General features: G+C 32.5%; 12 protein-coding genes. 2 read left to right on the forward strand and 10 right to left on the reverse strand.

Annotation, left to right across the window (positions count from 1 at the left end):
* The first annotated feature begins 20 nt into the window (after nucleotides 1–20).
* Nucleotides 21–515 carry a GNAT family N-acetyltransferase gene (locus P3U61_RS08450; protein WP_037543413.1) on the forward strand — a complete coding sequence of 165 codons (495 nt, stop codon included), beginning with the start codon at nucleotides 21–23 and terminating at the stop codon, nucleotides 513–515.
* Here P3U61_RS08450 and P3U61_RS08455 read toward each other — a convergent pair.
* Both P3U61_RS08455 and P3U61_RS08460 read right to left on the reverse strand, forming a co-directional pair.
* Nucleotides 499–1,323: a serine/threonine-protein kinase gene (locus tag P3U61_RS08455; RefSeq protein ID WP_037543415.1), complete on the reverse strand. Its 825-nt coding sequence runs from the start codon at nucleotides 1,321–1,323 to the stop codon at nucleotides 499–501. The genes P3U61_RS08450 and P3U61_RS08455 overlap by 17 nt on opposite strands.
* On the reverse strand, nucleotides 1,290–1,658 hold the full coding sequence (locus P3U61_RS08460; protein ID WP_014614295.1) for a glycine-rich domain-containing protein: 369 nt from the start codon (nucleotides 1,656–1,658) through the stop codon (nucleotides 1,290–1,292). Before P3U61_RS08460 ends, P3U61_RS08455 begins: the two co-directional genes overlap by 34 nt.
* 455 nt (nucleotides 1,659–2,113) lie before the next feature.
* On the opposite strand from P3U61_RS08460, the gene P3U61_RS08465 reads away from it, so the two are divergent.
* A complete protein-coding gene (locus P3U61_RS08465) occupies nucleotides 2,114–2,407 on the forward strand; it encodes an ATP-binding protein (RefSeq protein ID WP_014614296.1) in 294 nt (97 codons plus the stop codon).
* A gap of 390 nt (nucleotides 2,408–2,797) precedes the next feature.
* Here P3U61_RS08465 and P3U61_RS08470 read toward each other — a convergent pair whose 3' ends face one another.
* The 8 genes from P3U61_RS08470 to P3U61_RS08505 all read right to left on the reverse strand — a co-directional run bounded on the left by P3U61_RS08470 (nucleotide 2,798) and on the right by P3U61_RS08505 (nucleotide 13,133).
* On the reverse strand, nucleotides 2,798–3,433 hold the full coding sequence (locus tag P3U61_RS08470; protein ID WP_014614297.1) for a PepSY domain-containing protein: 636 nt from the start codon (nucleotides 3,431–3,433) through the stop codon (nucleotides 2,798–2,800).
* A gap of 109 nt (nucleotides 3,434–3,542) precedes the next feature.
* The gene (locus tag P3U61_RS08475) at nucleotides 3,543–4,874 is read right to left on the reverse strand and encodes a glycosyltransferase (RefSeq protein WP_096536161.1); all 1,332 of its coding nucleotides are present in this window, start codon (nucleotides 4,872–4,874) and stop codon (nucleotides 3,543–3,545) included.
* 47 nt (nucleotides 4,875–4,921) lie between these two features.
* Nucleotides 4,922–5,737 carry a hypothetical protein gene (locus tag P3U61_RS08480; protein WP_014614299.1) on the reverse strand — a complete coding sequence of 272 codons (816 nt, stop codon included), beginning with the start codon at nucleotides 5,735–5,737 and terminating at the stop codon, nucleotides 4,922–4,924.
* 19 nt (nucleotides 5,738–5,756) lie between these two features.
* Nucleotides 5,757–6,677 (reverse strand): ABC transporter ATP-binding protein, encoded by a 921-nt coding sequence (locus P3U61_RS08485; protein ID WP_014614300.1) that lies wholly within the window; start codon nucleotides 6,675–6,677, stop codon nucleotides 5,757–5,759.
* A gap of 5 nt (nucleotides 6,678–6,682) precedes the next feature.
* Nucleotides 6,683–7,873 carry a glycosyltransferase family 4 protein gene (locus P3U61_RS08490; RefSeq protein ID WP_014614301.1) on the reverse strand — a complete coding sequence of 397 codons (1,191 nt, stop codon included), beginning with the start codon at nucleotides 7,871–7,873 and terminating at the stop codon, nucleotides 6,683–6,685.
* Between the two features lie 11 nt (nucleotides 7,874–7,884).
* Nucleotides 7,885–8,694, reverse strand: coding sequence for an ABC transporter permease (locus P3U61_RS08495; RefSeq protein WP_014614302.1), 810 nt, complete (start codon nucleotides 8,692–8,694; stop codon nucleotides 7,885–7,887).
* Nucleotides 8,691–10,559 (reverse strand): hypothetical protein, encoded by a 1,869-nt coding sequence (locus P3U61_RS08500; protein WP_230314568.1) that lies wholly within the window; start codon nucleotides 10,557–10,559, stop codon nucleotides 8,691–8,693. Before P3U61_RS08500 ends, P3U61_RS08495 begins: the two co-directional genes overlap by 4 nt.
* 12 nt (nucleotides 10,560–10,571) lie before the next feature.
* Nucleotides 10,572–13,133: a glycosyltransferase gene (locus tag P3U61_RS08505; protein ID WP_063278793.1), complete on the reverse strand. Its 2,562-nt coding sequence runs from the start codon at nucleotides 13,131–13,133 to the stop codon at nucleotides 10,572–10,574.

A 13,133-nucleotide genomic window follows, 5' to 3' on the forward strand; every position in this document is an offset into this window, starting at 1 on the left:
CTATTGTAGAGGTCCTTTGTATGAAATCAATTATTAAAACCGATAGATTAGAACTAAAAACTCCAGAGCTGTACATGGCGCACGAAGTTTTTAATTTAATAACTCAAAATAGAGAGTATTTTAATAATTATCTTCCTTGGGTAAAAAGTATTTCAACTATAAATGATATTGAGACTATGATAGACGGTTATATAAATGCATTTATCAATAAGTCAGAATATAGATATTATATTTTCTGTAAAAAAAGAGATAAAATCATTGGTTCCATAACAATTCGTAATATTAATCTTATAGCTAGACAAGCAGAACTTGGTTTTTGGCTAGATTATTCAGAGACAGGAAATGGATATATTATTGAAGCCTATAATGCTTTAGATGTTGAGAGGATAAAAATAGATAAAATCATTGCAAATACTTTTTCTTATAATTTAAAGTCTATGAAAACTCTTAAACGTCTAGGTTTTCATGTAATAAAGACGAAGGAAAATATAAACCAATTTATAAAATTAATTTAATTTTTTCTAAAATTTCAATACTCTCTTTGATACTCGGTCTCTTAACGCTATCACGTTCTAACATAGATATTATTAGATGTTTAAGTTGAATAGGTACTTTAGTTTTTATCACTGGTTTTATTTCTAATTGTTCTTTATTACCTTTGAAAGGTCTGTGTCCTTCAATCAGATAGTATAGTATGCAACCAACTCCCCAGATATCAGTTTTAATTGTAGATTCTTTCTTTAATAATTGTTCTGGCGAAGAAAATTGCTCGGCACCTAGTCTCGTTTCGTTAGAGTTTATATAAGTAGCTATCCCTAAGTCTATGATCTTTATTTTGTTGTCTTTAGAATAAATTATATTACTAGGGTTTAAATCATTGTGTATTATATGGTTTTTATGCAAATACTGAACACCTTCTAAAATTCTATGAACGATTTCGCATGATTTATTTATATTCACTCTGAATTTTTTTAAAATATATTCTAAAGTGTATCCCTCTAAATATTCTAATATTATATACGCACTATTATTGTCATTTATAAACAAACACTTCACTATTTTATCATTATCTAATTCTCTTAATAATTTTCCCTCCCTAATCAATTTTTTATCGTCATATTTTCTATAGTTACTATTTATAGCTCTTTTCAATATATATCCTTTGTCATATATATTAAATAGAAAAATTTCATTGTGCTTGCTTGTTTGAATTTTCTTTATAGAATATTGGTTTTTGAAACTTTTAAAGTCTCCAGGACAAGAACCAAAAAGTTCTTGTTCTGGATTATTTAATCTGTAGTTGCTATTGGTACACAATCCCATTCTAATTGTATATCCCCCTCTTCTATATACTTTCCATATAAATCTTTTAAAACTTTTCCACTAGAATCTGTAAACCATTCTTGAGTCATTTTTCCATATTCTTCTTCGTATTTTTCCATCCAAGGAAGAAATCCCTTACCTTTATTTTCCATATGTTCGATATAATTACCATTGTATTCCATACAGAACTCGTTATAGTTTTCGGCATCTTTTAATTTTTCGTGCCATACAGTGTCAACAATACATCTAGGCATAAAATAAGGCATTTCATTGTCAATTAGAGAAAAAAACTTTTTTAATTCTAACTCTGCAGCTTGCTTTTGAATATCATTCATAATAAACGCCTCCTTAAGTTAATTATAATCAGAAAACTCTTTATTTCAAGAATTTTCTATCAAATAATGATAAATTAATATTATGTAAATGACGATTATAAAATGTAGAAAAATGGCGAAGTGAAAATGCTGTTTTTTCTAGTTTCTTTCTAAATTATATAATCAGGTCTTAACTCAATTTTTGATTGGAGATTGTTTGATTGAGACATGATATATACGAATGAGTGTTATTTTAGATTATAACAGGAATAAAAACAAATTATGCTGAACTGGGTAGACAGTATCATTGCGACCTAAGGACAGTTAAAAATATTACGAAGCTGGGAAAGAAAATGAGTTAGAAAAATAAAGGTAAGAAAAATGAGGAAGAGAGTATCAAAATACATGACTATTAGCCGAAGTATTTAGAATCACTATCCAAGAATCAAAAATCTTTAATTGAGATTTTACTTAAGTTGAGGGAAAAGGAAGTAGAATATAAAGCTGAACAAATATTTAAACGTGCTATTAAGTTAGCAAGTTTCCCTAAGATTAAACATTTGATTGAGTTTGATTTCACGTTTCAACCAAGCATTAATAAACAAGAAGTACTCACATTAAAATCCATGTATTTTCTAGAGAAGCGTATCAATATATACTTCTTAGGTAATAATGGTGTCGGTAAGAGACATCAAGCAATATCGTTAGGTGTAGAAGCTTGCAAACAAAATATCAAAACTCGACTCTATACTTTTAAAGAATTAATGTAAACGCCTCATAAAAAGAGGTACTACATAAATTCGAACAAGAAGCTTTTGACTTTAATTCTGGCCAAAGTTTGACGGAGTAGCTATCTAGATGATGTCAATTAAGTCGATAGAATGGGAATGCCCTCTTTCCTTACGCCTGTTCATGCAAGATTGCCGGGCGGACGAGACTCCCGAGGGATCAGCTGAACCGGAAAATCCACCAACGCTTCAACAAATGTAACAGTATAATCAAAGCGTTGGTTAGTTGTAGGTTCAGCCCCTGGGAAACGCGAGTCCAAGACGGCAATCGTATGCAAGCGACATGTTCAAAAAGGAAAGACGGCAATCGCATACAAGTGACATGTTCTTAAAGGAAAGAGCGTAAGTTCAGCAAAATATTAAGACGTCACATTAATCATTTTCTTGTTGTAACACTTTACCAGATTTGGCATCGAGTACTAATTCTTGTTCACCATTATCTGTCATCAATTCAATGTTGTAAACAAATTGACCGTCATCGTTATCTAATGACCATTTTTTCAAGTCACCTTTTTGTTGTTCTTGTGCTTTTTTCACTGCTTCTTTAAAATCAATGGCATCTCCGTAATTAATCGTTTTGTCGTTATCGTTGTCCATTTCTTTTTCTTTGTTTGTATTTAGCACTTTATTATCTTTGTCAGATACTTTGACTTCTGCTTCTTCATTATTGCTTCTTAAATCAATGTCATAAACCCATTGACCATTTTCTTTTTTATATTCCACTTGTTTCACGTCACCATCAAATGAAGATTTTGCTGTTTTAATGGCATCTTCAGGTGTTGTTTTTACGTCTTTAACATCAATCGTCTGTGTTTTAGTGTGTTGATTTGTGTTTTGATCATCATTGTCATCACGATCATTGTCGTGGCTATTTTGATTGTTATCAGTAGTCTGTTCCGTTTTTGTGTCGTTATCTGCGTTGTTCGTATTTTTTTGATCATCATCGTTACCACAAGCTGCTAGGACGATTCCTGATGCTAATAATAAAGATATGATTTTAAACTTCATATTTAAAAACCTCCAATATTAGTATTTATAATTGATATACCCAATTGAATGGATTTTAAGACATATTCATATCACATAAATCTCAATATCGGATAAAAGTTTGAGCTGTTTATTTCATTTGAGGCTGTATTTTCCCTATAAATGAAACGTTATCATCAAGTGTATTGTACACATTTAATAATTTTTGTTTTTCATTTTGCCAATTATAAATCATTTTCGCACGTCTCGTATTCGCACGGTAACGGTCATACAATTCAGGATGTTGTAATAAATGATTCACAGCAGCCGCAATATTTTGACTACTATGCGTATCTGTAGCGATTCCAACTTCATTTTCTTCTACGACACTTTTGATTTCAGGGAAGTCACAAGCAATGACCGGAACATGTGCCATGATATATTCAAACAATTTATTAGAACTCGCAGAATAATGATTAAAGCACACATTTTGCAGAACTTGGAAACCAACAAATGCTTCTCTAGTAATTTGCGGTAGCTTTTCAAATGGTACTTTATCTAAAAAGAAAATTCGATCTCGCGCTTCAGACTGTTGGGCCTGTGCTTTAAGTGTTTCTGTTAATTTGCCACCGCCCACAAACACGAGAACCCCTTCTTGAATCATCGGCATGGCTTCAATAAGTTTCTCCAGACCACGACCTTGTTGTAAGCCACCTTGATAGAGCAATATTTTTTCATTTTGATTGAGACCCAATTTTTCGTGCAAGTTGTAATAAGGTTGTTGTTCAATATCGTATAAAACAGAATAATTATATAATGGTTGCGGATAAAAGCCATAAAGACACTCGTTATGTTGGGCGCGTGTATGATTTTCCACCATCATCGTATCAACAAATTGCAGTAAAAAACGTTCTATTTTCTTAATACGTTCAGGATTATACCCTGTCCGATCAGTTTGTACCTCGTGACTATCATACACTAATGGCTTAGGGTGGAGGCGCAATTTTGAACATACAATGCCTTGAGGTAAAGTGTTTAAATCATTCGAATGATAGATATCTGCTTTTTGCTGATACCCTTTAATAATCATACGTGCAATAATCGCACCATTCACGACCCATTTTCGTAATTTTTTTACTTTGAGTATCACCATTCCAGCAAGCAACATCGCTAAGTAACCGAGCATCAACTTTAAATTAATAAAAAATAATCCCGCTGCTATCGTAAATGAGACACCCCCGATTATAATTAAAAATCGCTTTCCATAATCAGCGTAGACTTGGATTAACATAGGATAGCGTTTGACACGATGCACTCGAAAATGAGGTTCTCGTTGTTCAAATGCTTCAATGTCGGTGTTTTTCGGATCATTGATAGCAATTAAATCTACATCATATCCATCTTCGGCCAATGCCGTACACTCTCGATTGACCCGCGCATCATTGGTGAAATGGTTCCACACGAACATCGCTACTTTTTTCACTTCAGTATCTCCTCTTTATTATGGTTTTCCAGTCAAAAATATACTTACTAATAAATATTCAATTGTCTTTTCATAAATAAATTGACTAATTCCAAAGTTTTATCTTTAGGTAATGGATTATGTCCGGATTTCTTGTCATTATATAAAAGAAAGTTAATTTTAGAACTATCCAGTTGATATTTATCTAACATTCGGATAAAAGGAATTACATGATTTTCCATATCTTCATCACTTAAACGGTTTTGAACATAGAGTATTTCAGGTACACGATTACATTTTTTCATAAGGCTTGTGGAAGAGACGCGATTTGCATACATTTTATTAACCGCTTCAAATTCCATATCTTCAAAAACAACTTGATATGCATCCACTACATTCTTTTTCCTATATCGATGTACATAGGTTTGTGGATTGTTTACTATAGCACGTGAATGATTGTGAAGCGTGGCTAACAAAATAGATACAAATCCACCGCCTGAGCTCCCATAATACGTCACTTGATTATCCTCGACATTTAAAAGTTGACTCACTTTTTGACTAATTCGTGCGTAATCATTAACGTAGTGCCGCTCTTTGGTTCCTAACCCCCATCCTAAATTGACTTCACTGTCATGTATTGTGCGATCATCAATAAACAGACAATTTGCATCAAAATCATCTCTCCAACTGTTTCTTAAAAATACAGGCGGTTGAGATTTTTTGATATTAATCGCACCATTTGTATGAACAAGAAGACGCTGATTATTCGGTTTTATATTTATGAAAATGTAAAAGTCTATTTCGTCTACGATGAGTTTAACTTTTTGATTATTTGCTTTTAACAAATCCTCTTTAGTCATTGTGTCAAAATCTAATTTAATCATTGAGAATACCTACCATTTTCTATCCAAATAATTGAAAATACATTGCTACGAACCAACCTATCAAAGTGACACCAATCAATCCATGTGTCATTAGCGATACATCATTTTTTTGAGAAATAGTCACTTCGTCAAGATGACCCACTTGCTGTTGCTGTAATTTCTTTTTCTTGTATTCGACTTGTTCTGACTTAGGCATATGTTTAATTTTTTGAACTAATGCATTATAACGTTTGATCACAACATTGACATCATCATATACGACCATTTGACCGTAATGAATCCAAAGCGCTTTATCACACATCTTTCTAATTTGACTTGCAGAATGAGAAACAAAAAAGATTGTTTTTCCTTGCTTTTGAAATGCTTTCATTCTATCAATACACTTATTCGAAAACGTTTCATCACCGACAGATAATGCCTCATCGACAATTAAAATATCAGGATCCGTATGAATTGCAATAGAAAAACCTAATCTCGACTTCATCCCACTTGAATATGATTTAAGCGGTTGGTAAATGAATTCATCCAGTTCACTAAATTTAACTATTTCATCAAATTTGTCATTGATTTCTTTAGTAGACATCCCATGCATCAGACATTTGTAGCGAATATTTTCTTCACCCGTAAAAGAGGGGTTGAGTCCCGCACCAATTGCAATTAATGACGGTTTTCCATCTGTGTTTACTTTTCCATATGTTGGCATCACCACTTGTCCTAATATATTTGAGAGTGTCGACTTCCCAGAACCATTTAATCCAATAATCCCAACTGACGTACCTCGTTCCACTTTGAAGCTCACATCTTTCAATGCATAATAAGGTTTAAATTGATATGATTTTCCAAAAGTGAATAAAGAGAGTAATTTGTCTTTACGACTACGATTCAGATCATAAATTTTAGTGACATTTTCACATATCACATTATATTGTACTTCTGGCATACTATTCACTCCTTAAGGAACCTGATTAATGCTTTAATATTCGTTTCCCAGTTTAAAAATTGATTACGATAGCGTCTGACATTAACTAACTGAGATTCAAAGTGTGAAGGGTTGTCTCGATAGGCTATAATTTTTTCTAATAATATTTGGGGTGTCGCTTTCTTTTCTGCAAAACCAATTCGGAAAGCATTAATATCTTCTGCCATTTTGCCACCTATGTTCGTGACAGGGAGCGTATTGACTCCTATCGCATCTACAATTTTTCCAGGTAAAACATTTAAAAACGTATCATTTTCATTTAAAATCGACAAAGCAACATGGTGTCTAGATATTTCTTGAAGACATCGTTCTCGACTCATCGCATGTTTAAGCGTAACAAATTCTAAATGTTGAACCGCTTCTCTGAACTTCGGTGCTTTCACACCATAAACAATAGCGGTAACGTTAATTTTATAATCATTAAGTAAACTGAACAATTCAATTAAATGATCAACATCTTGCGCATAACCGATATTACCAGTATATATCACCCGAAAGTCTTCATATTTCTCCTCTGTGAAACGTTCTTCTTGACTGACTGAGTTAGGTATAAATTCTATGGGAACCGCCTTATCCAACATTTGCTGGATATGCTCACGAAAGCCCTTATTATTTATGACAATTTTATCTGCACGGTTATACATAATCTTTTCTAATCGTTTGAGCAATGGCCAAGTTAATTTGAGATTAATCCCTTTTATACTATTCACACTATCTGGCCATAAATCTCTGACTTCCAGAATATAATCCGGTCTCTTTGCTTTTTTCATAAACAAAGTTGCCCACGCAATAAAAATATTAGGACTTGTTACATAAATATAGTCAAAATCATTTTTGTGCTTAAAAATAAAATATCTAACCCTCAAATATTGCTCTATATAATAAAATAGCCTTGCAATGAGATTTTTATTTTGCTTTTCACACAACATCTTCATGCGAATAATTCTCTTATTTTCATAACGATTAATGACGTCATCATCGAAATAACTGTCATCTTGAAACAATTCATGATTGGGATATGAAGGTTGCGTTGTTAATACATGTGTCATCACACTTTCTTTTGTGAAATGCTTAAATAACATTTTCATACGATTTGCTGCTGAACCTAATTCGGGATAAAAATTTTGTGTGATGATTAAGAGTTTTTTAGATTTCATATTTTAAACCCCTATATATAATCTAGAATTCTCTTTCTAAATTTCATGTGAATCACTGAGCCAATTATAATAAGTAATAGCGTTGTGACCCAAAAATAGATATGATCAGACCAAGTGCCATAAACGGCTGTTTGAGAGTGAACTAATGCTGTACGATACACACCAATAAGATATGCAAAAGGATTCAAACTTGCTAACTTTGCTAAAATACCATGTTGTTCCTCAAGCACCCAAAAAATAGGTGTGAGAAAGAAAAGCATTCGAATAATATTTTGCAATAAATTTTTAGTATCTCTTACAATAACAGTAAGCGTACTCATTATTAAAGAAATGCCAAAGATAATTGAAAAGGCTCCTATCATAAAATAAACGAACCAAAAATAATGCCACCATGGTACATAATGGTTAATCACAGAAATTACAAAAACGATGGTTGTTGTAATCAGTAAATTAATCATATTGTTCGTCAGTGCAATAGATATAAAAATAGAAGACGGGAATTTCATCTTAGCTAACAAACCAATATTTTTTTGAATCGCTGAAGCACCAGAATTGATACCTTGGGAAATGAAAAGCCAAGGAAATAGACCTGAAATCAAGTGAACAATAAATGGCACACCCATCACTAATCCGGAACTTCCTCTTAATCCAAGACCAAAAACAATATAGTAGATAATCACTTGGAGAACGGGTTGCAAAATATTCCAAAAGATACCTAAATAATGATTGGCATATTGACTTTTCATGTTATAGATAGCCAATTTAGAAATTTTAGGTAAATTGACAATTTGTTCTTTAAATATTTCTATGATTGCTCTCATTCTATGACCTTCTTATTTGCGTAAATTTCTTTGATTTCAAATTTAGCTGCTTCTATCCAAGACTTCTTATCGATATCCTTAGTCGACTGGATTGCAATGCACATTTTCGAACCCGGTGCTATTGATTTTTCAACGCTTTCATACGCTAAGTCAACGATATCGTATTTCATGTTATCAATAGTGATAAATATACGTGCTCTGCCTTTATTATTTTTATAAAAAGTACGCATCGAAATTTGAACTGACTCACCACTTTGATTCTCAATATTTAAATGATATCGTTCGCTCTCAACAAACTTTCTACGCTTCAATTTAAAATGCACCCTTTGCTGTTGAAATACACGATTAAAATCTTGTGTTTCATAACTGAGTTTCATGTTTTGTGCATTTATTTTATTTGTTTGACATTCTTCCAGCTGTTTTTCAATCATTTGATACTTTTCATATAAATTGACTTTTGTATTTACACCAAAAAAATGAAGTAACGGCCAGCGTTGTTCAATCACTGACTTGTGAAATGCAAGATTCTTTCTATCTTCGTAATTCATACATATCAATTGAAATAAAATAAACCTACAATTAATTAAGTTATACACATCCATGTAAGGATCACTTTCTTGAATAATGGCACTATGCCAACCATTCATTTTAGACTCTAGGTATAATACATCACATGGATGATACCCTTTATCCAAAAATGAGAAGAGTGCGTTTCTATTGATAAATTGGGTTAATGCTTGTTGAATCCACGCCTTCTCTTTGATAGGCGACCATTTTTTCAGCTCGTCTACAAAGTCATAGATGTCATGATGTTGCGCTTCAAGTTTCAAAGGTCTTATCCCTTTTGCAAGCTCAAAAATTGTCGACTTGACATGGGCTACACCTTGAAACTGAGCATCTTGGCTATAGTGATTAATCATATTTTTAGAATGACTCGATTCATAATGTGCGTATAATTCAGCGACTTCTTTTTTTCCTTGATTGTTATCAATATTAAAAAAGTGATGGTTTAAATTAAGTTGATCAACGAGAAATTGTACAGCTTTTTGATCAGTATCATAAATATTCTTTTGTGCACGAGTAATTTTTTGTTCATCAGTTCTTAAATAAGTGAAAAATAAAGTATGTGATAGCTTGTTTTTCAGCAATGCAAGTGACACCCGTGAATCATAACCGCCCGTAAGTGACATCACAACAGGACGGTCAAGACGATAAACAAACGCAACCATCTCTGTCATCAAAGGAATGACTTGCTCTACAACATGTGCTATTTCTTGTGTCTGATAATCATCAATAGGATATACCCTTTTCAATTCATGATGATTAAGTTCAAAACGCATATTAGAATTAAATTTATAAATGTTCTCAAATTTACTAAAATCTAAGAAGCCGCGCATTTTATCCTTAATAAGTCTCTCTTCTACACCAAAGATTTGTTGAATCAATTGATGTAACAATTTCGAATGAGAGGCATAAACCGGCTTTTCATTGTGGTAATACAGCGAAAGAAAAGAAGTTGCATCATTATAAAAATACAAGTTCTCTTCATGAGCGATAAATAATCCGTAACTACCATTGAAAAAAGACATCTCATTTAGAAAAGAATCAGAATCAATGGGGTATTGTAGCAAATCACTTACAATCGCATTAACCGGTTTCTTGCTGTCTCTCACATCTACGAGCTCCCCAAGAATAAATATATGATAATCTTGAAATGACAATGAATAATACCGAAAATCTTTAGTAAAATAAATTGTTTTGTGATTGATATTGAAACGATTGTACCCATCAAGATCATAGTTTTTTTCGTCTTGAAGAATAAAGTAACTTTTAGAAAAATTGATTAAATGTAAGTGATTGTGCATCATCTAACCCCCTTATAGATGTTTCACTTCTTTTTTTAACGTTTTAATATAATCATCTAATTCAACATCGTGCGGTCTCTCATACTTTTCATACAGATGATAAATATCTAAAAAACGTTTTACAGCTTCTTCTCGTTCCTCACTTTTCACTATATCTAGTCTTGGTTTATACCAGCCCTTCACATACAAATTAAAGCGCTGTTCCATATACGCATCCATGAGATGATGTTGTTCTAAAAAAGGAATACGTTCAAGCTCTAGTTTGTAATACTTATCAAACAATTTTTTTGAGATTGAATTCGTAACCGACCCACTTACCGCAGCATAATACATGTGTATAGGAACTTTGATGCCCAATACTTTTTTAGAATATAACATCAACTCTTGAAAGAATACGGTGTCTTGCCCTGCTGCACCTTCAACCATTTTAATGTTATTATTTTTGATGACATTCGCTTTGACCATTAAGGCCTGAATACTTTGAGCCCGTAACCCTGCATTTTTCAAAAACTTTTTCGTATTTGTGATTAATGCATTGTCGTTATTATACTTTTTTATCGTACCGTGATAATTAAAGACGGATCTTTTACGATTGTCCTCTTTAATAATATTACCTATGACCATATCAAGAGATGAATCTTCTTTTAATTTTTCATACAGTTGTGCGTATCCATCACCTATCGCTTCATTATCAGGATCTAAATACGTAATGTATGGTGTAGAGGCGAGTTCCACACCTTTATTTCTTGGTCTCGAAGCACTACCTGAGCCAGATTCAAATCGATAATAAACGATATTAGGATATTTTCGTCTTAATCTTTGAATAACATGACGCGTTTCTTCGTCAGTTGAACCATCATCGACAAAAATAATTTCAAATCTGTTGAACAAAGAAGATCGTCTCAAACTACGCATACACTTATCTTCTAAGTAGCGCCCATTATTATGAATTGGTACGATTACACTGACTAAATCATTTTTACTTAAAATTTGCTTTTCATTGTAAAATAATTCGGCATCATCTAATGTATAACCGATTTGATAGTCCCCTGATTGATAAGCTTGAGCATCAAATAAAGTTAAATATTTGTCATGATACGTATCGGTATAGTCATGCACTTGATAGTCGGTGGTTAACACCTTTTGAACAAAATCGACATCTGTGTAATAAAACGCACTGATTAAATCAGCTAAGTAATATTCTTCATAAATGTAGTTCTCATCAAAAAATGTAATAAAATCCAACTCATGTATACGATCATTCAGTTCTTGTTCGGTCAGCAATATTTTCTTCACATTCATTTGACGCTTAAACATTTCAATTAAAGCTTCTGTCCTTTCTTTCACTACAACACCGATTACGGGTTGCATAGAAGCGCTTGTTAAACCGATGAAGTTAGCAATTTCGTCAATTCGGTGATATGTCGTATTTTCCAACATCACATTGCGAATATTCTTTGCTTGAAACTCCCTTAATTCACTGTCCGAATGTCGGTTTAAAATAGGTCCTACATCAGATTTATCATTCACCATAAATATATTAGGAAATTGATTGTTCACACCTACTGAATAATTAGAAATAATCAAATTTCCGAATGCTTGTAATTCAAAGACACGATTCGCAAACATCGTCTCGGAATACTTCACAGAATTGACGTTCAGTGCCCATCTAAAAATCTTATGTACTTTCATTAGTTCATCATGACTCAATGGACCGGTAATATATGGAATGTATTTACTAGGAAATAAGTATCTTTCCCTTTCAAGATGTAAATTTCGATCAAAGATTGTTAAATCGTTACCACTTAAACTCAATCCATCAAAAATACGTGCTAAGTCTTTATTTCTTTGAGGATATTTTTTTGTCCAACTACCAGCGAATATCACTCCATCTTTATGTTTTATCGCTTCTTCAGTTCTTGTTCCAATTGGATTATGATAATGTGGGTTTACACCAAATTGTAAAACTTTAACTTTTGTATTATGGGTATATTCAATATAATCTTGAACCATTTCTTGTGCTGTAGTAAAAATATAATCACATTTACTCGCTATATCTTTAAACAAATGAAAATTAACAGGATCTTCTTTTGAATAGAATACTAATGGAATTTGACGTTCGATTAATTCATCTAATAACAGCATAAGATGTGCACGCATTCTACTTTTAGGGCTTGCTACACCTTGCCAAGTTTCATCAATCCCTCGCCATGTCGTTGCCACGATAACAAAATCAAAGCTCAGTTTTTCAATCTCTGCGTCACTCGAAATAAAAGTAATATCCGCTGTATCTTTAAATGAATTGAATAAGAACTCATCGGCAATGATTCCAATTTTATACTTGGCTTTTTTCAAAATTCGCGAACCGTTACTAGATTTTTCTTTTTCTAATTCATTTTTAAACTGATTGATAAAATTCAACTTGCCATTTTTTTCTAATGATTTTAAATACGTATAAACATCACTTGCATTGATTGTTTCTTCTAATCGACTTAAACCTTGTAAATAGTCAGTTTGCAGTAAACTGACCGCTTCAATCAGTTGGTCGTTCTTCGTTTGAGGTTTTTTTGACAT

The organism is Staphylococcus pseudintermedius (assembly GCF_034042775.1).
Lineage (GTDB): Bacteria > Bacillota > Bacilli > Staphylococcales > Staphylococcaceae > Staphylococcus > Staphylococcus pseudintermedius.

Excerpts from the sequence above, each read along its gene's own strand:
- P3U61_RS08450 (WP_037543413.1), top strand. The coding sequence starts at position 21 with ATGAAATCAATTATTAAAACCGATAGATTAGAACTAAAAACTCCAGAG.
- P3U61_RS08455 (WP_037543415.1), bottom strand. The coding sequence starts at position 1,323 with ATGGGATTGTGTACCAATAGCAACTACAGATTAAATAATCCAGAACAA.
- P3U61_RS08460 (WP_014614295.1), bottom strand. The coding sequence starts at position 1,658 with ATGAATGATATTCAAAAGCAAGCTGCAGAGTTAGAATTAAAAAAGTTT.
- P3U61_RS08470 (WP_014614297.1), bottom strand. The coding sequence starts at position 3,433 with ATGAAGTTTAAAATCATATCTTTATTATTAGCATCAGGAATCGTCCTA.
- P3U61_RS08480 (WP_014614299.1), bottom strand. The coding sequence starts at position 5,737 with ATGATTAAATTAGATTTTGACACAATGACTAAAGAGGATTTGTTAAAA.
- P3U61_RS08485 (WP_014614300.1), bottom strand. The coding sequence starts at position 6,677 with ATGCCAGAAGTACAATATAATGTGATATGTGAAAATGTCACTAAAATT.
- P3U61_RS08490 (WP_014614301.1), bottom strand. The coding sequence starts at position 7,873 with ATGAAATCTAAAAAACTCTTAATCATCACACAAAATTTTTATCCCGAA.
- P3U61_RS08495 (WP_014614302.1), bottom strand. The coding sequence starts at position 8,694 with ATGAGAGCAATCATAGAAATATTTAAAGAACAAATTGTCAATTTACCT.
- P3U61_RS08500 (WP_230314568.1), bottom strand. The coding sequence starts at position 10,559 with ATGCACAATCACTTACATTTAATCAATTTTTCTAAAAGTTACTTTATT.
- P3U61_RS08505 (WP_063278793.1), bottom strand. The coding sequence starts at position 13,133 with ATGTCAAAAAAACCTCAAACGAAGAACGACCAACTGATTGAAGCGGTC.